Here is a 21,483-nt window from a genome sequence, read left to right on the forward strand (position 1 = left end):
AGGGACTCACCGGCGCACGTCTTCCTAGAACTCCGAGTTCGCAACACGGTCCCACATTCCCGCCGCGACCCCGGCGAAGAGCGCGGCACCGCGGGCACCGGCCTCCTCGATTTCGGGGAGTTCAACACGGCCGAGCTGCCGCCGCTTCGCGTCAACGAGCGCCGCGCTCGCCGTCCAGCCGCCGACCGCGAGCATGCGCTTGCTCGGCCCGGCGGCGGTGGCCATCAAGTCCGCGAGCTCCCGCGCCTCACCCGTGACGCGTTCGACCGAGCCACGCCACAGCGCTGCAGCCGCCGCTCCGTCGTCAGCGGTGTCCCGCGCCGCCGCTGCGCGCGCTCGGATGTCGGCAGCGCTCGTGTCCGAACCGACGCTCGGCAGCGTGGTGGCGCGAGGCGAGGCGTGCAACGCGCGGGCTCGCGCGTCAATCCCCGCCGTAAGGTCTTGCACCTCGAGCGCCGCGAGGAGCGTGCCGAGTGCACGGCCCCCCTCGGACGCGCCAAGGAGGCACCATTGTCCCGGAAGCGCGTGCCAGCCGACGGTCACCCCGCCAGCGGTGAGCCGTGCGACCGTCTCGGAGCTGAGTCCCGGGTCCGCCGTGCGCACGAGGGCTTCGGCGGTGCCGCACGAGTCGAGGGTGTCCCCGGAGTGCCACGCCCCGGCGCCGACGGCTGCTGCCTGGTGGTCGTGCCCGGCGACGGCGATGCGCGCGCCGGTGAGCCGCGGGTGGATTCCGGCCTGCACTGCGCCGAGATCCGTGCCGGCGTCGGCGAGTTCCGGCACCCACTCGGCCGCCACCCCGGCGTACTCGAGCGCCGCCGGCCAGGGCGCGCGTTCCGCCAGTGCGAGCCAGCCGGTGCGCGAGGCGAGCGAGGGTTCACTCGCCGCTCGCCCGCCGAGGGCGTGCGCGATCCAGTCGCCCATGTTCAGGCGTAACCTTGCGCGCGCCACGGCCTCGGGGTGGTGTCGGCCGAGCCACCGACTCTTCGTGAGCGACCACTGCTGCGCAAGTGGGAGGCCGGTCATCGTTGAGAACTCGCCGCCGAATCGGTCGCTCAACTCCGCGAGTTCACGCGTGTCTCGGCGGTCGTACCACGCGATCACGGGGGCGAGCGATTCCCCGGCGGCGTCGAGCAGCACCCCGGCCTCGGCAAAGCTCGCGATGCCGATCCCGGCGATGCGCCCGGCAGGTGCGTGGTCGAGGGCCGAGCGGATCGCCGCGAACGTAGCGTCCCGGAGCCCCTCTGCGCTCGTCTCGGCGCCATCCGCCGTCACCGTCCAGGGTGTGGCGTGCCTTCCCACGGCAGCGGCACGACCGGCGTGCGTGAATACGACCGCCTTGACGCTCGTGGTGCCGAGGTCGACACCGAGCAGCAGTGGGGTGTCGGTCACGCCGCGTCCTCGGCGGGGCGGCAGACCACCAGGTCGAGCGCCGGGTCGATGCGCAGTTCGCCAGCGTCGTGCCTGGCGAGGAACACGCGGCCCGGCGCCGCGGCTACCGCGCCGCGCGCCGTCCGGATCTCGCCAGAGCCAGCACGCACCACGATGATCGCGAATCCGGCGCGGAGTATCGCGTCCGCCGAGCCCGGCCGCACGCGTTCGGCCGCGTAGAAGGGGTCGGCCGCGGCGGGAAAGAGCCGCTGCACTCGTCCGAGCGCGGTCCGGTTCTCGCGCAGCGCAGCGAGTTCTGCGTGCGGCACCGCGGCGCGCCGGATGGCGGAGAGCGCGCGGTCGCGCGGCATACCAAGCAGCGCGGAGTCGCGATCGAGACCGGGAAAGCCGGTGTACTCGAGAAGGATTGAGAGGTCGGTGGGTTGCTGCAACTCGACCAAGGTCAGCCCGGGGCCGATGCCGTGCGGCACGCCGGCCGGAACGTGAAAGGTGTCGCCCGGCGCGACCGGAATTCGGTGCATCGCCGAGACCATCGCGGCGACGTCCTGCTGCTCAAACCAGTCGGCGAGTTCGGCGGGGGCCACCTCCCGGCTGAAACCGAGCAGCACATATGGCTCGGACCCCTCGGCGACGTCGAGCACGAACCAGGACTCGGTCTTCCCCGTACAGCCGAGGCCGTGCTCGCGGGCAAACTCGTCGCTGGGGTGCGAATGCACGAAGAGCCGCTCGTCGGTGCTGAGGAGCTTGGTGAGGAGCCCGTTCTCACCGGCGCTGGCGCTGGGCGAGGCAGTGCCGAGGAACCCGATCGGGTCCGCCGCGATCGCCTCACGCAGCTGGCGCCCGTCGGGGAGGCGGGTGAGCCCGACGCCGCCACCGGCGTGCACCTCGGTGGTTGAGCCGAGGAAGTCCTCGGGCCTGAACGCGTCCGGCTGCGGTTCGCCACGGAATCGGGCGATACCGCTGCCGCCGCGGTACGGCCGGGCCTCCGGCTGATTCGCTTGGAGTTCGATGATGCCGGTGTCGGTCACGGCGTCTCCTCGGTGCTCGGGGTGTGTGGGCTCGGAATCGAGCGTGACCGGGCGGGCGCGGGCCGCGCGCCCGCCCGGTCGTGGGTCAGCTAGCTGCAGGACTCCTTGTAGATTGCATCCTGCATGCTCTCAAGGTTTTCCTGCGTGATAACGACCGTCTCGGTGCCGATCTGCGGGGTCACGTCGCCACCGGTGAGGTAGGCCACGGCCTGCTCGACGGCCTGCGTGCCGATATCGCTCGGCTTCTGCGCCACGAGCGCCTGCACGTCGCCGCGCTCAAGCTGCTCGATCTGGGTCGAGCCCGCGTCGAAACCGACGATCTTCACGTCACCCTGTGCGTTCGCGTTGCGCAGGCCCGTCGCGGCGCCCTGCGCTGCGAAGAGGTTCGTGGCGAAGATGCCGGTGAGGTCCGGGTTTGCCGCGATCGCTGCCTGCACAATCGACGCGGCCTTTGCGGGGTCGTTGTCGTTGATCTGCGCGCCGATGTACTCGATCCCGCTGTGCGTCGCGATCTGGTCCTCGAAGCCCTTCTGTCGTGCGTCGGAGGTCGAAGCTCCCGCCTTGAACGCGATGACGAGCACCTTGCCCTTGCCGTCAACAAGCTCAGCGAGCGCGTCTGCAGCCGCAGCGCCGCCCTGCTCGTTGTCGGTCGCGACCGAGGTGAACGCCAGTTCTGGGTCGTCGAGCGTGGTGTCGACGAGGCCAACCGGCACTCCCGCGTCGACCGCCTGCTTCAGCGGCGGCTCGAGCGCCTTGCCGTCGGTCGGCGCGATCAGGAGCGCCGCCGGCTTCGTGGCAACCATCGAGTTCACGATGGGCGTCTGCACGGCAGCTTCGAACTGCTCGGGGATCTGCGCGGACACCTTCAGGCCATAGCCCTCAGCCGCGGTCTCGATCGCGCACTGCATCGAGATGTAGAACGGATCGTTGACCCCCGGGATGAAGCCGATGGTCTTACCGGCGAGGTCGGCTTCGGTCAGCTGTCCGGCCGACTCAGTGCTGCCAGACTCGGCGTTCTGGCTTCCCGTGGTGCACGCTGCGAGCGAGACGGCCAGGGCCGACACCGCGAGAAGCGCGGCGCTGCGCTTGATGATGTTCATGTCTTTCCTACTTTCGTGGGTGAGGGGTGGTGCAGTACAAGAGGTAAAGCTGTTGGAGCGATTCGAGCGGCGCACGGCTATCTGCTGTTACCGCGTCGGCGCATCTGGTCGAGATACACGGCACTAAGGAGCACCGCGCCCACCGCGATCTGCTGCCAGTACGGGCTCACATTGAGGATCACGAAGCCGTTCTGCAGGATCACCGGGATGAAGACACCGATCACGGTGCCGATCATGAGGCCACGTCCGCCGAAGAGGCTCGCGCCGCCAATAACGACGGCGGTGATCACCGACAGGTTGTCGGTGGAGTGACCGCCCAGCGTGGTCGTCGAGAACCGCGCGACCGAGAGGTAGCCAGCGAGGCCCGCGAGCAGACCCGCGAGCGCGTAGACCTTGATCAGGTGCCGATCGACGTTCACGCCGGTGCGGCGCAGCGCCTCCGCGTTCGATCCGACCGCGTACGTGTAGCGGCCGAAGCGGGTCTGCGAGAGCACCACCCCGAAGATCACCGCGACGACGATCGCGATCACCGCGAGCACCGGGATCCCCAGGATTCGGCCCGCGCCGATCGCATCGACGAGCTCGAACGGCACGTTGCGCACGTCGACGCCGCCGGTGATGAGCAGCGAGGCGCCGAGCGACGCACCCATCGTCGCGAGCGTCACAATCAGCGCCGGGATCCGGGCCTTCGCGATGAGCACGCCGTTGAGCACGCCCCACGCGGTCCCAGCCGCGAGCGACACGAGGAGCCCGATCAGGAGCGTGAGCGGTGACCCGTCACCGATCGCCGACATGGTCATCGCCCCGGCGACACTCGCGAACACGAGGACACCGCCGACGGAGAGATCAATCCCCGCGGTGATGATCACGTAGGTGGCGCCGGCGGCCATGACGAGCAGGATCGCCGCGTCCGTGAGCAGGTTGATGAAGTTGTTGGGGGTGAAGAACGCCCCGGGACGCAGGAGCCCAAACAGGACAATGAGTGCGACCATGGCGAGGAACAGCCGGAACGTGTCGCTGCTCAGCACCCGCTTGAGCAGCGACGGCCGCTGGTACAGCTCCGCCGAGCCGATGACCGCCGTGGACATGGTTTCTTCGTTGGGAGCGATCATCGCTACTTCCCTTCCTTTTCGCCGCTGGTCATTGCGGCAACGAGGTCCTCGACCGTCGCCTCGGACGCGGTGAACGTCGCGACGCGCTGGCCGAGACGCAGCACCTCGACGCGATCGCTCACCTCGAGCACCTGGGGCATGTTGTGGCTGATGAGCACCACCGCAATGCCGGCGTCGCTGACCCGCTTGATCAGCTCGAGCACCTGCTTGGTCTGGACCACGCCGAGCGCCGCGGTCGGCTCATCCATGAAGATGATCCGTTTCGCCCACATCGCGGCCCTGGCGACGGCGACTGACTGCTTCTGGCCGCCCGAGAGCTCAGCGACCGGGGCGGTGATGTCCTTCAGCTTCACGCCGAGATCCGACATCTCTCGTTCGGCGGTGTCGAGCATTGCGCGCTTGTTCAGAAAACCGAGGGCACCCAGAATCCCGCCGCGGCGCAGCTCGCGGCCGAGGTACAGGTTGGCGGCCGGATCGAGATCCTGCGCGAGCGCGAGGTCCTGGTACACGGTCTCGATCCCGTAGCGGCGAGCGTCCTGCGGGCTCTCGAACGTGATCGGAGTCCCGTCGAAGGTGATCGTGCCCTCGTCTGGGCGCACAGCGCCGGAGAGCATTTTCACCAGCGTGCTCTTGCCAGCACCGTTATCTCCAATGAGGGAGACAATTTCGCCGGGGTAGACCGTGAAGTCAGCGCCGCGCACCGCGCGCACGTGACCGTAGGTCTTCACGATGCCACGAGCCTCCAGCAGGGGCTCGCGAGGTGCAGACGTCTGTGTCATTTCAAATCTCCTGCGAGGTCGGGAGGATCACAAGATCCCGGATGTTGACGTGGCGTGGGCGACTCAGCATGAACAGCACGGCCTCGGCGACGTCGCTCGAGTCGATCCCCGTCGCCGCGGCGATCTGTGCGGCGGTCTCGTCGGCCTCACCGATCCCCCAGAGCTCATTCAGCACCACCCCGGGCGCGATCGCGCCGATGCGCACACCGGTGCCGACGAGTTGGCGTCGCACTCCGTGAGTGAAAGACTGCATGGCATGCTTCGAGGCCGAGTAAACCGGCTCCCAGTGAATCGCCTGGTGTCCAGACACCGAGCTCGTGACAACGATGTCGCCGGTCCCGGCAGCGATCATCGCCGGCAGCGCCTCGCGGATCACGGCCATTGCGCCGAAGACGTTGACGTCGAGGAGCGCGCGCACGGCGGCGAGGTCTGCCTCCGCGAAGTCCCCGGGGAGGTACAGCCCCGCGTTCGCGAGCACGATATCAATGCGACCGAAGTGCTCGACCGCGCGGCGCACAATCTCCGCCGCGCTCCCTGTCTCGGCGACGTCTGCCGGCACCGCGAGGTGCTCGCCGGGCAGCTCCGCGGCGACCTCGCGCAATCGCTCAGCGTTGCGCCCCACCAGCACGACGCTCGCGCCGGCCTCCGCCAACGCGCGCGCATAGGCGCGGCCAATTCCTGAGCTGGCTCCCGTGACGAGCGCCACCTTCGCTGCGACGTTTTCCATCGCTTGTCCCCCTTCTGGTCCCCGACTCGCGCCGGAAGTCTGTGTTTCCATGTGCGTCGCCCCTACCCGGCGAGCAACGAGCGGCGCAGCAGCTCGTCCGGCCGGGTGTCGATGCGGTCAGCGTGCTCCTCGGTGAGGAACACCGGAGCCCCGATCGTGAGTGCGCCGGTGAGCACGCGCGCCGACTTCACGGCCATCTCAGTGATCGACACCGCCTCCTCCGCCGTCTCCGCGAGCGCGAACATGCCGTGATTGCGCAGGTAGATCACCCGCGGCCGCTCACCGTGTTCGCGGAGGTGCGTGTCGAGCGCCGCCGCGACGGCGCGCGCGAGCGGCAGGCCGGGATCGACGTACGGCACCAGCAGGGCGTGGCGCCCCATCACCACGATCTGGTCGGGGAACAGGGAGCCGGCAACCAACAGCTCCGCCTGATCCGAGCAGAGCAGTGTGTTCACTGGAACCGGGTGCGTGTGCACCACGGCATCCACGCCGTCCAGCCTCTGGCATACCGCGTGAAGCAGCGACTCGACTGACGGCCTCCCGCTCCCCCAGGTGGTGGCCCGCGCGAAGAGTTCGCGCACGTGCGCATCATCGGCGGGGCCCTCGTCGATCGCCGCCCAGAATGCGGGCAGGTCGACCTCGACGAAGCTCTCGCTCGTCGCGCCGCTCATCGATGATCCCGTCGCCTTGACGAGCATGCGATCCGGCGCCGTGCGAATCGAGGTGTTTCCCTCGGCGAGAATCGCGAACGCCTGCTCGGGGTCCCCGGCGCGCCGGGTCAGTTCGACGATCTCGTCGATTCGTGCGGTGGCGGTCTCACTCATTGCTGGGGCTCCTCGGCGTCTCGTGCCTGGTCTGTATTCGGATACTGAAAGTGACGGGTGTGGGCGGGGTCGATCGCCGCGAACACGTCTTGCGCGTGCGCGACCTCCCCGCTCGCCAGCGCCTGGAGGGCGACATTGCCAATCGCTGAGGCCTCGGTAGGCCCCGCGAGTACTGGCAGCCGGGCGAGTTCGGCCGTGAGCCTGCAGAGCCGCGCGTTGCGTGAGCCGCCGCCGACGATGCGGATGCGGTCCACGCTGGCACCGCTGAGGCGCGCAAACGCGTCGACGCCCGCGGCGTAGGCCACCGCGAGGCTGTCGATGATCGCATGCACCACGCTGGCGCGGGACTCGGCGAGCGGCCGCCCGGCAGCGGCACAGAGGCGTCGTACTCGGGCTTCCATGTCACCCGCGTGCAGGAGCTCGGGCGCGGACGTGTCGAATGTCCGCGCGTCAAACGGAGCAGATTCGACCTCCGCGAGCAGCGCGTCCCGCTCCTGCGTCCCGGCCCCCCACTCGCGCAGGCACTCCTGCAGCATCCACAGCCCGGTGAGGTTGCGCAGCAGCAGCGTCCCCGATGCGCCGCGCTCGTTCGTGAAACCGAGTGCGGCTGCCTCTGGGGTCGTCACCGGCTCGGGCAGAGCGCCGCCGACGAGCGACCAGGTGCCGCTCGAGATGAGCGCCTCGGTCGCCCCGCCCGCGACTGGCTCAGCGAACGCGAAAGCTGCGGCGGTGTCGTGCCCGGCCACGCGATACACAGGAACCTCGGTAGCCGCCCCGATTCGCTCGCGCAGTTCAGGGGCGAGCGCACCCACCAACGAGGCGACCGGCGCAACCGGTGGCAGGCGAAACCCGGCGAGCCCGTGCGCCGCGGCGAGCGGCGCGGAGAAGGCCCCGGCGTGCGCGGCGAAGAGCTGGCTGGTCGACGCGATGGTCGGGTCAGTGCCGACGACGCCGGTGAGCCAGAAGAGCCAGAGGTCTGGAATGAACAGGAGCTGCTCGCCGGAGAACGTGCGCTGGCCCGCCTCGTCCGCGAGGCGCAGCGCGGTGTTGATCGCCTGATCCGGCACGCCCGTCACCGCAAACGCCTCGGCCGAGCTGACGCCGCTGAGCCCGCGCGCGGCGATCGCGGGCGCGGGATCCGGGGCACCCCGGTAGCTGCGCCCGGGCAACTCGATCTCCCCGTCCGGCGCGCGCAGCACCCAGTCGACGCCCCAGGAATCGACCCCGATGCCGGCGAGCTGCTCGCCGCGTGCGGCACAGCGCGCCACGGCGCGTGCGAGACCCGTGAGCGTCTCAGCGAACAGCCGTTCAAGGTCCCACGCGTCCCCGCGGTGCGTGTCAACGACCTCGTTCGTGAAGCGGTGTACCTCCTCGAACTCCCACGCGGCGCCGCGCCGGGCGCCGAGCACCACCCGACCGCTCGACGCGCCAAGATCCACCGCGGCGTATGCGCGTGGGGCAGTGGGAGCGGCCATCGTGTTTCACTTCCTCGTGAGAGTCATTGCGGTTCGATCACATGTTATATCGTGTTCATACTCACACAAAATATATACGAAACATTCGTGATCCTAGAATGAAGTTCACGCGGAGGTGCTCCAGACCCGGAGCCCGGAGCCCGAGGGAGTGCGACGCACATGGCTGTAAACGGAACGCTTGACACCGAACAGCGGCGCGAGGCGATGTCAGCCGCGCTCGGCAGGGATGGCACGCTCCTCGTGAACGCCGCGGCCACCGAGTGGGGCGTGCACCCGATGACGATCAGGCGGGACTTCGAACACCTGGTAAACCGGGGCATCGCGCGTCGTGTGCGCGGGGGCATCATTGCACTCACCGGCGACAGCTTCATGCACCGACGCCATCTGAACGCCACGGCAAAGGATGCCATCGCGCACAAGCTCGTCGGCCTGGTCGAGCCCGGCTCCGTGATCGCCCTTGACTCGTCCACGACCATCAGCGTGTTCGCCGAGCGCCTGGCGGCGGCTCCCGGGGCAGCGGAGGGGCAGGACCTCACCGTCATCACGAACGGGCTCCCAGCCTTTCAATCGCTCCGCACCAGAGCGCACGCAAGCGTGTTTCTCACCGGGGGCGAGCAGGAGCCGCAGAACGATTCGCTCGTCGGCCCGCTGGCCGAGGCCGCGCTTTCGCACTTCATGATCGGCACCGCGTTTGTCTCGACCCTGAGCCTCGATCAGCAGCTCGGTGCAAGCGAAAACACGCTCGCGCAGGTCTCGTTCAAGCGCACGCTCGCCGGTGCCGCGAATCGCCTGGTCCTCGCACTCGACTCGACCAAGCTCGAGACCCAGGCCCGCTTCCGCTCGCTCGAGCTTGGCGACATCGACGTGCTCGTTACCGAGCTGCACCCGGCCGACCCCCGCCTCGACGTCTACCGGGACCTCATCACCGAGATCTACTAGCCGCGGGGCGGGGCACTCCGGCTAGATGGCGGTGTACCCGCCGTCGATCACAAGATCCTGCCCCGTCAGGTACGAAGACGCGTCGGACGCCAGGAACGTCACGAGGCCGTGCAGATCGCCCGGCTGCCCCATGCGGCCCACCGGGATCCGCGACACCCACTCGCGAGCGAGCTCGGGGTTCTGCTCCGTGAACTGCGCGGTCATATCCGAGAGGAAGTAGCCGGGCGAGATCGAATTGACCCGGATCCCGGCAGCCGCCCACTCAACCGCGAGCGACTTGCCGAGGTGCGCCACGGCGGCCTTGGAGGCGTTGTACGAGGCCTGGAACTGCGGCACGTTCACGATTGAGCCCGACATGGAGGCAACGAACACCGCGCTGCCCGGCAGCCCGGCAGCGAGCAGGCCGCGACCGAACGCCTGGGCCGCAAAGAACGTGCCGTCGAGGTTGACCGACATCACCCGGCGCCACTCGGCGGCCGAGACGTCGACAGAGTCATTCCACACGGTAATCCCCGCGGCGGTGAGGAGGATCTGCGGCGTGCCAATCTCCGCCGCGATCTGCGTGAACGCACTTGCCACAGCGTCCTGGTCAGTGACGTCGACGACGAGCCCGATCGCCCGGACGCCGTACTCCGCCGTGATGCGCGCGGCAGAGTCTGCCACGTCAGGAAGAATGTCGAGGAGCGCGACCGCCGACCCCTGCGCCGCGAGCGCCTGGGCGAGCGAGTACCCAAGCCCACGAGCACCGCCCGTGACAACCGCCGGACCCGTGAGCGAAACTTCCGTCATGCGTATCTCCTTTGATGTGTGAAGCTGTTCGAATTATCGCTTTAGAACACTACATCACACGCGTGCGTCACGTCGCTGGGAGCGTCGCAGCGCGCCACGGACTGACGCGCGACGCCCCGCGCGCGGGAACCTCACGCTCGGGGATCGAGTGATCGGGGGCCTAGTGTTCAGGGATCGCAACGCGCTCAACGGTCACGCCGAGCGCGCGCCACTTCTCGACCTCGGCGGCCGAGAACGCCTCGTCCGTGATGAGGCGCTCAACGTCCCCGGGCGGCACCACTCCGTGCTGCCCAAAACCGGCGGCCTTCGACGAGTCGAACAGCCCCACCACCCGATCGGACACCGAAGCGACCATGCGCTTGGTTTCGGCCTCCGAGAACGCACGCTCGAGCAGCCCCTGCTCGGCCGACAGCGCGGAGACCCCGAGGAACGCGATATCGATCCGCCCGAACCCCTGCAGGAGCTCGACCGGGAACCCCACCGTCGACGACGAGGTGCGGCGCACCGTGCCGCCCAGGAGCACGAGTTCGATCGAGCTGTGCTCGGCAAGCTGTGTTGCAACACGCAACGAGTTGGTCACCACGGTGATGTCATCCCGTTCGGCCAGCTCGAGCGCGAGGTAGTACCCCGTGGAGGACGAATCGAGGGCGATCACCGCGTCCGGGCTCACAAGTTCTGCGGCACGCTTCGCGACAGCGCGCTTCGCCGCCACCCGGTGCCCGAGGCGCACCGAGAGCGCACCCTCTTCGCCGGCGCGCAGCCGCGCGCCCCCGCGGATGCGCTCAACAAGGGAGCTGCGCGCGAGCCGGTCGAGATCTTTTCTGATCGTCACTTCAGACACCCCGAGACGCGCCGAGAGGACACCGACCGCCACTCTCTCCTGCCCCTCGAGCAGGGCGAGGATCCGTTCGTCCCGGGGTTCTGCTGCGCGCGCCATAGTCCCCGACTCTAGCGGGAGAAGCGACACAGCGGTTTCGAGATTTCGAGATTCGATTTCGAACGAAAGCTATTTTGCTTGTTTTCGTAACCCTTAGGACATAGGGTAATCGTGAGATTCCGCCCACCGAAAGGCTCCGCATGTCTGCATCAGACCCCGTCACCGTCGACGACCTCATCTCCCGCTCAAACCGATTGGGTGCGGACAAGAAGAACACGAACTACGCGGGGGGCAACACCTCGGCGAAGGGCCCGGCCACCGACCCCGTCACGGGCGAGACGGTTGAGCTCATGTGGGTGAAGGGCTCCGGGGGCGACCTCGGCACGCTCACCCCCGCCGGGCTCTCGGCCCTGCGCATCGACCGCCTGCGCGCCCTCACCGCCGTCTACCCCGGCATCGAGCGCGAGGACGAGATGGTCGCCGCCCTCGACTACTGCCTCCACGGCAAGGGCGGGGCGACCCCGTCGATCGACACCGCCATGCACGGACTCGTCGACGCGGCACACGTTGACCACCTGCACCCGGACTCCGGCATCGCGATCGCCACCTCGGCCGACGGCGAGGCCCTCACCGAAACGATCTTCGGTGGCGCGGTCGTCTGGGTGCCCTGGCGCCGCCCCGGCTTCCAGCTCGGGCTCGACATCGCGGCGATCAAGGCAGAGCACCCCGAGGCGGTCGGGTGCATCCTCGGCGGGCACGGCATCACCGCGTGGGGCGACACGAGCGAGGAGTGCGAGCGCAACTCGCTCTGGATCATCGACACGGCCGCCGCATACATCGCCGAGCATGGTCGCCCACAGCCCTTCGGCGCGACCGTCGCCGGCTTCGAGGCGCTGCCCGAGGCGGACCGGCACGCGCGCGCCGCACAGCTCGCACCCGTGATCCGGGGCATCGCCTCCCACGACAAGCCGATGGTGGGGCACTACACCGACGGCGCCGAGGTGCTCGACTTCCTCGCGAGCGAGAAGCTCGCGCCGCTCGCTGAACTCGGCACGAGCTGCCCCGACCACTTCCTGCGCACCAAGGTCAAGCCCATGGTGCTCGACCTCCCCACCACCGCGACGCTCGACGAGCAGATCGCCCGCCTGGGCGAGCTGCACGAGGCGTACCGCGCCGACTACCGTGCGTACTACGAGGCGCACGCCGACGACGCGTCCCCCGCAATGCGCGGCGCCGACCCCCTGATCGTGCTCGTGCCCGGCGTCGGCATGTTCAGCTTCGGCGCAAACAAGCAGACGGCGCGCGTGGCCGGCGAGTTCTACGTCAACGCCATCAACGTGATGCGCGGCGCCGAGTCGCTCTCGCGCTACGCGCCGATCAGCGACGCAGAGAAGTTCCGCATCGAGTACTGGGCACTCGAGGAGGCGAAGCTCCAGCGACTCCCCAAGCCCAAGTCACACCAGGGCCGGATCGCGTTCGTCACGGGCGCCGCGTCGGGCATCGGTAAGGCGATCGCCACGCGGCTCGCCGCGGAGGGCGCCTGCGTCGTAGTCGCCGATCTCGATCTTGAGAAGGCACAGGCCGCGGCAGCTGAGCTCGGCAACACCGACGTCGCGATCGGGGTCGCGGCAAACGTCGCCGACGCGGCGGCCGTGCAGGCGGCGGTCGACGCGGCCGTGCTCGCGTTCGGCGGCATCGACCTCGTCGTCAACAACGCCGGGCTCTCGCTCTCGAAGTCGCTGCTCGACACCACCGAGCAGGACTGGAACCTGCAGCACGACGTCATGGCGAAGGGTTCCTTCCTCGTTGCGCAGGCCGCAGCACGCGCAATGATCGCGCAGGGCATGGGCGGCGACGTGATCTACATCTCGTCAAAGAACAGCGTCTTCGCTGGCCCCAACAACATCGCGTACTCGGCCACCAAGGCCGATCAGGCGCACCAGGTGCGGCTGCTCGCCGTCGAGCTCGGCGAGCACGGGATCCGCGTCAACGGCATCAACCCCGACGGCGTCGTCCGCGGCTCCGGCATCTTCGCCTCGGGGTGGGGTGCCAACCGCGCGGCCACCTACGGCGTCGACGAGGAGGACCTCGGCCAGTTCTACGCAAACCGCACGATCCTCAAGCGCGAGGTCGTGCCGGAAAACGTGGCAGACGCCGTCTACGTACTCACCGGCCCCGAGCTGACCCGCACCACGGGCCTGCACATCCCCGTCGACTCCGGCGTCGCCGCCGCGTTCCTGCGCTAACAGGAACCGCTGGGCGGGGCGCCGAGCGCCCCATCGCGCAGACCGCGTCCCGCCCACTCACCCGCTCTCCGCTGCCCGGCCGACCCGGGCGGCACCCCACCAACTCAGGAGATCCAATGGTCAAGCGCCAGGTTCCCAAACCCACCGAGCTGTTCGAGCTCATGCAGTTCAAACGGCCAGACTTCAACGGGAAGCGCCGCCGACTCGAGGGCGCGCTCACCATAGCTGATCTGCGCACGATCGCGAAGCGCCGCACCCCGAAGGCCGCCTTCGACTACACCGACGGCGCCGCGGAGGGCGAGCTGTCGCTCGCGCGCGCACGCCAGGCGTTCGAGGACGTCGAGTTCCACCCGGGGATCCTGCGCCCCGCGCCGGAGGTCGACACGAGCGTCGAGATCCTCGGCGGGCCGAGCGCGCTCCCGTTCGGGATCGCTCCCACCGGCTTCACCCGGCTCATGCAGACCGAGGGCGAGATCGCCGGGGCGGGCGCCGCGGCCGCGGCCGGGATCCCGTTCACCCTCTCAACGCTCGGCACCACGTCGATCGAGGACGTGCGCGACACGAACCCGACCGGGCGCAACTGGTTCCAGCTCTACGTGATGCGCGACCGCGAGATTTCATACGAGCTCACGCGCCGCGCCGCCGCCGCCGGCTTCGACACACTCCACTTCACCGTCGACACCCCCGTTGCCGGCGCGCGCCTGCGCGACAAGCGCAACGGCTTCTCCATCCCGCCCCAGCTCACGCTCGGCACCATCGTCAACGCGATCCCCCGTCCCTGGTGGTGGGTCGACTTCCTCACCACCCCGAAGCTCGAGTTCGCCTCGCTGTCCTCCACGGGCGGCACCGTTGGCGAGATGCTCGACGCAGCGATGGACCCCACGATCAGCTACGACGATCTGGCGATCATTCGCGAGCTGTGGCCCGGCAAGATCGTGATCAAGGGGGTGCAGAACGTCGAGGATGCACTGCGCCTGCGCGACGCTGGCGTCGACGGCATCGTGCTCTCGAACCACGGCGGGCGCCAGCTCGACCGCGCACCGGTGCCGTTCCACCTGCTGCCGCAGGTGCGGAAGGCCGCCGGCGACGACTTCACCGTGATGATCGACACCGGGATCATGAACGGCGCCGACATCGTCGCCTCCGTCGCCCTCGGCGCCGACTTCACCCTCATCGGCCGCGCGTACCTCTACGGCCTCATGGCTGGCGGCCGCGCGGGCGTCGACCGGACGATCGCGATCCTGCGTTCCGAGATCGAGCGCACTATGCGGCTCCTCGGCGTCGCGTCGCTCGCGGAGCTCGAGCCGGGGCACGTGACCCAGCTGCGGCGGCTCGGCCCGCTGTAGGGGCGGGGTTGGGCGCCGGGAGCCGGGCCTGCGCCGGGCCCGCGCCGGGCTTGCGCTGGGCACCGAGCCCTCCCACGAGTGGAGGATCCACGCACGAGCGTGCGGCTCGACTGCCGATGCGAAGCCGCACACTCGCGACGAAGCCGCACGCTCGTCGGGTGGGTGGGGCGCACGGGCGCAGGGGCGCACGGACCCGGGCGGGCGGTACGGCCCGAACACTCCGCCCGGAGCCGGGTCAGCGCCGGGCACCGAACCCACCCACGAGTGGAGGACCCGCGCGCGAGCGTGCGGCTCCACTACCGACGCGAAGCCGCACACTCGCGACGAAGCCGCACGCTCGTCGGGTGGGTGGGTGGGTGGGTGGGTGGGGCGCACGGGCCCACGGGCCCACGGGCACGCGGACCCACGGACCCACGGACCCACGGACCCACGGACCCACGGGCACGCTGCGCAGCCGCCCCGTAGCGCAGCCGCCCCGCCCCGCAGCCCCGCGCGCTAGCCGAGGCGGAGGTCGCCCGCGGCGGCGATGTGCCGGTTGACGCGGTGCTCAAGCCCGCGCCGCACCCCGGGCCACTCCGGCTGGGTGATCGAGAACACCACGGTGTCGCGCAGGTACCCCTCGGCGCGGCGGTGCGCGCGGAGAATGCCGTCCTGCTTCGCCCCGAGCCGGGCGATCGCGGCGCGCGACTGGTGATTGTGGAAGTCCGTGCAGAACTCAACCGCCGTGCAATGCCACTGCTCGAAGGCGTGCTGGAGCAGGAGCAGCTTCGATTCCGGGTTCGTGCCGATCCCCTGCGCGCTCGCAGCGTTCCACGTGGAACCAATCTCGACGCGCGGCGTCTCCGCCTGGATGTTCATGTAGGTCGTCATGCCGATGATCGCCCCGGTGTCGGCCCGGCGCGCGGTGAACGGGATCATCGAGCCGCGCTCCTGCAGCTCGAGCCGACGACGGATCTCCGCGGACATCTGCTCCGGCCGCGGCACGATCGTGTACCAGAGCTCCCAGAGCTCCCCGTCGCGCACGGCGTCAACGAGGCCATCGTGGTGGTCGAGTGACAGCGGCTCGAGGGTAACAAGTCGGCCGCGCAGCGTGCCGGGGTGTGCGAGAGTCATGCCACTCATTCTGCATCGCTCCCGCCCGCGACCGCCACGCCGCGCAGGGCGGCCACGAAGCGGTCGATCGTCGCCTCGGCGTCGGCCAGCGCGCTCGCCGACTCCTCCGGCCGGTTCATGTAGCCGTGCACGGTGCCCGGCTGAATCGACTCGGCCACCGGCACCCCCGCCGCGCGCAGTTGCTCGGCGAACTGCTCTCCGGACGCGCGCAGCTCGTCGGCGTCGGCGTTGACGATGGTGGTGGGCGGCAGCAGGCCGAGCCGTTCGGCGGGGAGCTCACCGGCGACGGCGGTCGCCGCGGCGGCCTCCCCCTCGGCTCCGTCGCCGAGGTAGAACTCGTACATGCCCGCGATCCTGGCCGGATCGAAGCGGCGCTGCTCGGGCAGCTCTGCCGTGGCCGCGGCGATCGCGGCGTCCGGCCGCTGCACCCGGTGCAGGGTGGGGTATTCGAGGATGAGCGCGTCGGCCGGCCTGCCCGCGCCCGCAGCGGCGAGGTCGGCGCGGTCGAGCGCGGCGAGCGTCGCGAGGTGCGCCCCCGCGCTCGCACCGCCGAGCACGAGCGGGGCGTCACGCTCGGCGCGCTCGGCCACCCAGGCGAAGGCCGCGGCGAGGTCCCTGCTCGGGGCGGGCGCCTTCACGGTGTCGCTCACGAGGCCGTAGTCAACCGAGTAGACGTGGATCCCCGCCTCGGCGAACTGCCGCGACACCCAGTCGGCTTCGGGCCAGTCGAGGGTGCCGCGCGAAAAGGATCCGCCGTGCGCCCAGACCAGCGTGGCCCACGGTCGCCCGCCCGGTTCGAGCGCGGGCTCATACTCTCGCACGCGGACCCGCTCGGAGCCGAGGCGGTTGGTCGCCCCCGGCTCGGAGCGTGCGCTCGACGCGGCATCGGCGTCAACGCTCCCGGCCGCGCCTCCCGCGGCGCCGGAGTCGGCCGGCCCCGCTACCTCGACGTCAGTGATCCGCATGGTCGCCTCCTCGGTCCCTGCCCGCACCGTCTGCCCGGCCCGAGCCTCGCCGGCGGCGACAGTGTCGCACGCCGACAGTCCCCCTGCGGCGAGCGCCGCGAGGATCAGCGTCGCCGCGCGCGCGGTTGCCCGGGATCCCCGGGTGGCACGGGCTGGCACTGACACAGTTTCAGTGTAGGTGAGCACGCGGGCCGCGAGTCCGCGCTGCGCGAAACCTCCGGTCACATTCACCCGTTTTCAGGTTCCCCGTGGTTGTGTGGATTGCACAGATCCGGCAGCACCGAGGGAGCGCAATGGCCACGACCGAGAACACCCCGTTTACCGATGCGCACGCCGCCTGGCACGCGGAGGTAGAGAACGCACGCACCGCACCGTTTGGCCCGCTCAGCGCCACCGCGCTGCACTGGCTGTCGCGGGAGCCTGGTCCGCTGCCGGGGCTGCCCGGCGTGTGGAGCGCTGACGAGGGCGGCACGGTGACGGTCGAGCTCGACGCCGCCGATGGCGTGACCCGCGACGGCGCTGCGGTCTCGGGGACGGTCACGCTGGGGCCGCTCACCGGAACCGCGGGCACCGCACTCGCCTGGGGCGACGTGCAGTTGGAGGTCGCCGCGCGCAGCGGCGGGATCATCGTGCGCCCCCGGGACCCCGCGGCGCCGGATCGCACCTCGTACACGGGCACCGGCACGTTCCCGGCGAGCCCCGACTGGGTGATCACGGGACGCTTCGAGCCCGCCGAGCGCCCCGATGTGGAGGTCGCGTCCGCGGCGGGGGCGGATCGCACTCAGCACTACGACTCCCCCGGCCGCGCGGTGTTCACGGTCGACGGTGCAGAGGTGGCGCTCACCCTGTTCGGCTCGGCGGAGGGCGGCGACCTGCGCGCGGTGTTCGCCGACGCCACGGGCACCGACCTGACGTTCCCGGCCGCCCGCTTCGTCTCGGTTACCCCGGTCGACGCGGAGACGGTGCGGATCGACTTCAACCGCACCACCAACCCGCCCTGCGCGTACTCGGCGAGCGCCACCTGCCCGTTCCCCCCGCCCGAGAACCGCCTCGCGGTGCGGATCGCGGCCGGCGAGCTGCGCCCGGGCGTGGAGCTCGCGGCCTAGCCACTCGCGAGCCTGCGACGCGGCCTCGCCCATCCCTGAGCGGGGCGGGCGGGGCCGCATTCGGTGGTGCGCGGCCGCGTGGGCGCCCGGCGCGCACCCGAAGCGCGCTCGCCCGTGGTGGTGGCCGCGGCCAGACAGCGCGGGGGCGCATCACCGCGGGGGCGCGGATGAGTGCCGGGTCGGATCAGCACAGGTGGGGATCAGCGCGGGCGGGGATCAGTGCCGGATCGGATCAGCGCCGGGCGAGCTCCGGCCGCGTCACGTTCGGGCGGCTGACCGGGTCAGGGACCGAGTCAGCCCCCACACCCGCCCCGGCCACGCCAGCGCCCACACCGGCCGCGCCAGCCCCGGCCGCCGCCGCCGCGAGGATCGCCCGCGCGCAGCGGTCGTGCGTGCGAAACGGCAGCGAGTTGAGCCCCGGCCGCGTGAACGCCCCGCCGGTGAGCCCCGCAACGAATGGGCCGAGCGCGAACTGACCCGGTGCCCCCGGCACGCTGCCGTCGTGCGCGACCTCGACCTCGCCCGTCGATGCGACCGCCGCGCCGTCGCGCACCGCGAGCTCGCGCAGCCGCCCGCTCGCAACCAGCTGGCGCAGCAGCGGGTTGTCGCTGGTTGCCGCGCGCGCCTCGGGGAGCCACGCGTCGATCAGGATCTTGGCGGTCGCGCTCGCGCGCGCGGTGCGCGGTGCGGCGGGCTCGGCCGCCCCGGGGCCGGGACCGCCAGCGGCCGCGAGCGCGACGGCCCCGCCGTCGGCAGCCCGAGCCGCGACGACCGCGGTGCCGGACGCGGTGAACACCCCGCGCGCCTCATCAGCGATGAGTTCTACGTCGCCGCCGAGGAACCGGACCACGCCGGCCTCCGCGAGCGCGATCAGCTCCTGCAGCCGGTGCCCGGGCGGCCCGCTCGCGAGGTAGCTGAAGTAGCTGAACCAGCGCCGCGGCAGCGCGGTGGTGCGGCTGCGCGCGTTCCAGCGCTCGGGCTGGATCTCGGCGAGCGCGAGGAACGCGTACAGCCCGGTGAGGAACAGTGCCTGTGTGGCGCTGTGCTGCTGCGAGGTGCGCAGCCGCAGATCCTCGGCGATGTGCGCGATCACCCGCCGCTGCACATCATCCGCGCCGCCGGCGAGCTCGTGAGCACCGGCCTCGGCGTCAGCCCCGAGGCCGGCTCCGGTTCCGGGCCCGGTTCCGGCGCCGTCCGGGGCGAACGCGAGCGGCCTGTCGAAGGCGGCAAGATCGAAGCGGTCGGCGGGGTCCGGGACGTGCGTCCGGATCAGACGCGCGAGCGCCGCCGCGTTCGGCCCGGTCGGCGTACCCGGCCCGCCGGGAGCGCCAGCCCGCCCAGGCCTGCCGGGAGCGCCGGAACCGCCGAGCACCGAGCGCAGGCGGGGGGCGAATGCCGCCCAGCTGCCGCGCACCCGCTCGGGGTGGCCGGTGAACAGCTCGCGGTAGTAGCCCGTGACAAGCTCCGCGGCGATGAGCGGCCACACGTCGCGCTCGAAGTCGAGCGGCTCGGTGCGCGCCGCGACGCCGGCCTGGAAGTCGCGGCCCAGGTATTCGAGCTCCACGGGGTCGCCCACCAGCTGGCTCGTGATCTTCGAGCGGTACGGCACCCCGCGCCGCGACCCGAAGTGCAAGACCGGCTCGCGCCCGCTCGGCTCGTAGCCGAGCGTCCCGTCCGGGCGCGGCGCGAAGCGTCCGCCGCGCCCCTCCGCGAGCATCACGCTGAGGTCGATCGCGGCGAGCCCCATGCCGCGCACGATCACGTCGGCGCCGGGCGGCACCCACGAGAGGTCAACGTCCGCGGTGAACGCCGGCGGCACGTAGCGCAGCCCGTGGCGCCCCGCGAACTCGGCGAGGCGCGCGGCATCCGCTGACGGCTCCGTCCCGTTGTGCCCGAGCGCGTAGACCACCAGGTCGGCGGCGAGCGCCTCCCCCGAGGCGAGCCGCACGAGGTGCCGGCCAGCGCCGCCGGCACCGCCAGCACCGCCCGCGGCGCTCTCCTCGACCGCGACCGCCGTGTCCGCGACCCAGCTCACCGCGACGGTGTCGGCCGCGCGGCGCAGCGTCTCGGCGTGCGCCCACGCGAGGTAGCCGTGGTTGAGGCGGCGCGTGGGAAACTCATCCTCCGCGATCTCCGCGATCTCGCGGTCCAGGGCGGCGTCCGCCCACTCGGGCCGCGCGATCCGCCCGGCCCGCACCTCGCGCACCCACTCCGCGAGCGAGTGCCCGGGAGCGATCGGCCCGGCGATCGTGCACGACTGGTCGGTGAAGAACGCGACGTCGCGCAGCATCGAGTTGAGCTTGAGCAGCGGCGACTGATCGCGGCGCCAGATCCTGCCCCCGGCCGGCCGATGCGGGTCCACGAGGCGCACGCGGAGCGGCAGCTCGGGCGACTCAGCCGCGTGGTTCGCAATGAGCCGCTCGAGCAGCATCGCGGCCCCCGGCCCCGCGCCCACGCACACGATCTCCACGGGCTCGGCCCGCGCGGCCGGTGCGGCCGGCGCAGCGGGCGCCGACGCAGCACCGAACGCACCGGACGCAACACCAGCACCGGGCGCGACGCCCGCGCCGGCCGCCCCGGTCGCACCGGCAGCGCCGGCGACACCGGCCGACTCCGCGGCGCCGGCAGCCCGGCCGGACGTGGGGGCCCCGGTCATGGCTTCGGCAGCCCGGGCGGGTTGATGAGCGACTCGGTCACGGCCTCTTCCTCCTGGCCCCAGCGCTCGAGCACCTCGTCGTAGGTGCCGTCGCTCAGCAGCGCCGAGAAGACGAGCGCGACGGGTTCGATGAGTCCGTTCCCCTTCGCGGTCACAGCGCCGACCTGCCCGTTGACGGGGTAGGCGCTGTTGAAGCTCCCCACCACGCGGGTCTCGCCGAGTGTCGCCTCGCGGAACGCGGCGAGCGAGTGCGGGTCGATGCTCACGTCCGCGCGGCCCGAGGCGAGGGCGAGCGATCCGGCGGCGGAGTCCTCGTAGTAGACGGCTTCGCCCGGCGCGAGCCCGGCGGCCTCGTTCTGGTCGAACCAGTCGAGCAGGAACTTCTCCTGGTTCGTGCCGCTGCCGACGATCACGCGCAGCCCGGAGACGTCGGCCGGCTCAGAGATCTCGGTAATCTCGGACCCGGCAGCCACGGAGAAGCCCATCACCGCGTCGCGGTAGGTGGCGAAGTCGAAGAGCTCCTTGCGCTCCTCGGTGACGCCCACGTTGGTGAGCGCGATGTCGTACTTGCCCGACTCGATGCCGAGCGGCCAGTCGGCCCACGCCACGTTCTCGGGCGCGTACTCGAGGCCGAGCCCCTCGGCGAGCAGCGAGGCGAAGTCGGCGTCGCTCCCGATGATGGTCTGCGCGTCGTCCTCCGCGAAGAACGAGGTGGGCGGGGCGCCGGCGCCGCCCAGGGCGACCGTCAGTTTTCCGGCCTGCACGGGCGTGAATCCGCTCTCCTGCAGCGCGGCGACGGCCTCGGGGACCGCTTCGATGTGCGGCCTCGTGTCGAGATTGCCGGTGGTGAGGTCGAACGCAGCCTCGGCGCTCGCGTTCGTCTCGGCGGCGGGCGCCGGGGCTGCCGGGGCGCCGGCGGTGCTGCACCCGACGAGGCCGGCGAGGCCGAGGGCGAGGGTTGCGGCGGCTGCGAGACGCAGCGCGGGGCGGGCGATACCTGGGGTGGTCATGT

At 71.0% G+C, this 21,483-nt stretch carries 18 protein-coding genes; 4 read left to right on the forward strand and 14 right to left on the reverse strand.

Annotated elements, in window-relative coordinates; all coding sequences use genetic code 11:
- Positions 1 to 24 precede the first annotated feature (24 nt).
- The 8 genes from EV139_RS04765 to EV139_RS04795 form a co-directional block, all read right to left on the reverse strand.
- On the reverse strand, positions 25 to 1,389 hold the full coding sequence (locus EV139_RS04765; protein ID WP_157992994.1) for an FGGY-family carbohydrate kinase: 1,365 nt from the start codon (positions 1,387 to 1,389) through the stop codon (positions 25 to 27).
- Positions 1,386 to 2,417, reverse strand: a complete 1,032-nt coding sequence (locus tag EV139_RS15840; protein WP_157992995.1) for a class I mannose-6-phosphate isomerase — start codon at positions 2,415 to 2,417, stop codon at positions 1,386 to 1,388. The genes EV139_RS04765 and EV139_RS15840 overlap by 4 nt, the downstream gene beginning before the upstream one ends.
- Positions 2,418 to 2,506: 89 nt before the next feature.
- Positions 2,507 to 3,517 carry an ABC transporter substrate-binding protein gene (locus EV139_RS04770; protein WP_130453173.1) on the reverse strand — a complete coding sequence of 337 codons (1,011 nt, stop codon included), beginning with the start codon at positions 3,515 to 3,517 and terminating at the stop codon, positions 2,507 to 2,509.
- 77 nt (positions 3,518 to 3,594) lie between these two features.
- Positions 3,595 to 4,629: an ABC transporter permease gene (locus tag EV139_RS04775; protein ID WP_130453174.1), complete on the reverse strand. Its 1,035-nt coding sequence runs from the start codon at positions 4,627 to 4,629 to the stop codon at positions 3,595 to 3,597.
- 2 nt (positions 4,630 to 4,631) lie between these two features.
- Positions 4,632 to 5,408 (reverse strand): ATP-binding cassette domain-containing protein, encoded by a 777-nt coding sequence (locus EV139_RS04780; protein WP_130453175.1) that lies wholly within the window; start codon positions 5,406 to 5,408, stop codon positions 4,632 to 4,634.
- A gap of 1 nt (position 5,409) precedes the next feature.
- Positions 5,410 to 6,135, reverse strand: coding sequence for an SDR family oxidoreductase (locus EV139_RS04785; RefSeq protein WP_130453176.1), 726 nt, complete (start codon positions 6,133 to 6,135; stop codon positions 5,410 to 5,412).
- A 62-nt stretch (positions 6,136 to 6,197) separates the two neighbouring features.
- The gene (locus EV139_RS04790; protein WP_130453177.1) at positions 6,198 to 6,959 is read right to left on the reverse strand and encodes a class II aldolase/adducin family protein; all 762 of its coding nucleotides are present in this window, start codon (positions 6,957 to 6,959) and stop codon (positions 6,198 to 6,200) included.
- Positions 6,956 to 8,434, reverse strand: a complete 1,479-nt coding sequence (locus EV139_RS04795) for a rhamnulokinase (protein ID WP_130453178.1) — start codon at positions 8,432 to 8,434, stop codon at positions 6,956 to 6,958. The genes EV139_RS04790 and EV139_RS04795 overlap by 4 nt, the downstream gene beginning before the upstream one ends.
- A gap of 159 nt (positions 8,435 to 8,593) precedes the next feature.
- Between EV139_RS04795 and EV139_RS04800 the strand changes: the two genes are divergently transcribed.
- The gene (locus tag EV139_RS04800; protein ID WP_130453179.1) at positions 8,594 to 9,373 is read left to right on the forward strand and encodes a DeoR/GlpR family DNA-binding transcription regulator; all 780 of its coding nucleotides are present in this window, start codon (positions 8,594 to 8,596) and stop codon (positions 9,371 to 9,373) included.
- A 21-nt stretch (positions 9,374 to 9,394) separates the two neighbouring features.
- On the opposite strand, the gene EV139_RS04805 is transcribed toward EV139_RS04800, so the two are convergent.
- Together EV139_RS04805 and EV139_RS04810 are read right to left on the reverse strand one after the other, a co-directional pair.
- On the reverse strand, positions 9,395 to 10,162 hold the full coding sequence (locus tag EV139_RS04805; RefSeq protein WP_130453180.1) for an SDR family oxidoreductase: 768 nt from the start codon (positions 10,160 to 10,162) through the stop codon (positions 9,395 to 9,397).
- Positions 10,163 to 10,322: 160 nt separating this feature from the next.
- Positions 10,323 to 11,099 carry a DeoR/GlpR family DNA-binding transcription regulator gene (locus EV139_RS04810; protein ID WP_130453181.1) on the reverse strand — a complete coding sequence of 259 codons (777 nt, stop codon included), beginning with the start codon at positions 11,097 to 11,099 and terminating at the stop codon, positions 10,323 to 10,325.
- Between the two features lie 140 nt (positions 11,100 to 11,239).
- Here EV139_RS04810 and EV139_RS04815 point away from each other — a divergent pair, with 140 nt between their 5' ends.
- Together EV139_RS04815 and EV139_RS04820 are read left to right on the forward strand one after the other, a co-directional pair.
- Positions 11,240 to 13,285: a bifunctional aldolase/short-chain dehydrogenase gene (locus EV139_RS04815; RefSeq protein WP_130453182.1), complete on the forward strand. Its 2,046-nt coding sequence runs from the start codon at positions 11,240 to 11,242 to the stop codon at positions 13,283 to 13,285.
- 116 nt (positions 13,286 to 13,401) lie between these two features.
- Entirely contained in the window at positions 13,402 to 14,631 is a 1,230-nt protein-coding gene (locus EV139_RS04820; protein WP_130453183.1) for an alpha-hydroxy acid oxidase, read from the forward strand.
- A 495-nt stretch (positions 14,632 to 15,126) separates the two neighbouring features.
- Here EV139_RS04820 and EV139_RS04825 read toward each other — a convergent pair whose 3' ends face one another.
- Both EV139_RS04825 and EV139_RS04830 read right to left on the reverse strand, forming a co-directional pair.
- Positions 15,127 to 15,744: a GNAT family N-acetyltransferase gene (locus tag EV139_RS04825; RefSeq protein ID WP_130453184.1), complete on the reverse strand. Its 618-nt coding sequence runs from the start codon at positions 15,742 to 15,744 to the stop codon at positions 15,127 to 15,129.
- A gap of 5 nt (positions 15,745 to 15,749) precedes the next feature.
- Complete coding sequence (locus EV139_RS04830; RefSeq protein ID WP_241988965.1) at positions 15,750 to 16,874, reverse strand: alpha/beta hydrolase; 1,125 nt, start codon at positions 16,872 to 16,874, stop codon at positions 15,750 to 15,752.
- A gap of 128 nt (positions 16,875 to 17,002) precedes the next feature.
- On the opposite strand from EV139_RS04830, the gene EV139_RS04835 reads away from it, so the two are divergent.
- The gene (locus EV139_RS04835; RefSeq protein WP_130453185.1) at positions 17,003 to 17,815 is read left to right on the forward strand and encodes a DUF1684 domain-containing protein; all 813 of its coding nucleotides are present in this window, start codon (positions 17,003 to 17,005) and stop codon (positions 17,813 to 17,815) included.
- A 232-nt stretch (positions 17,816 to 18,047) separates the two neighbouring features.
- Here the strand turns inward: EV139_RS04835 and EV139_RS04840 are convergent, their stop codons facing one another.
- Positions 18,048 to 20,471: an FAD/NAD(P)-binding protein gene (locus EV139_RS04840; protein WP_130453186.1), complete on the reverse strand. Its 2,424-nt coding sequence runs from the start codon at positions 20,469 to 20,471 to the stop codon at positions 18,048 to 18,050.
- The gene (locus EV139_RS04845; RefSeq protein WP_130453187.1) at positions 20,468 to 21,481 is read right to left on the reverse strand and encodes a transporter substrate-binding domain-containing protein; all 1,014 of its coding nucleotides are present in this window, start codon (positions 21,479 to 21,481) and stop codon (positions 20,468 to 20,470) included. The genes EV139_RS04840 and EV139_RS04845 overlap by 4 nt, the downstream gene beginning before the upstream one ends.
- Positions 21,482 to 21,483 lie beyond the last annotated feature (2 nt).

Source organism: Leucobacter luti, from assembly GCF_004217175.1.
Classification (GTDB): Bacteria; Actinomycetota; Actinomycetes; order Actinomycetales; family Microbacteriaceae; genus Leucobacter; species Leucobacter luti.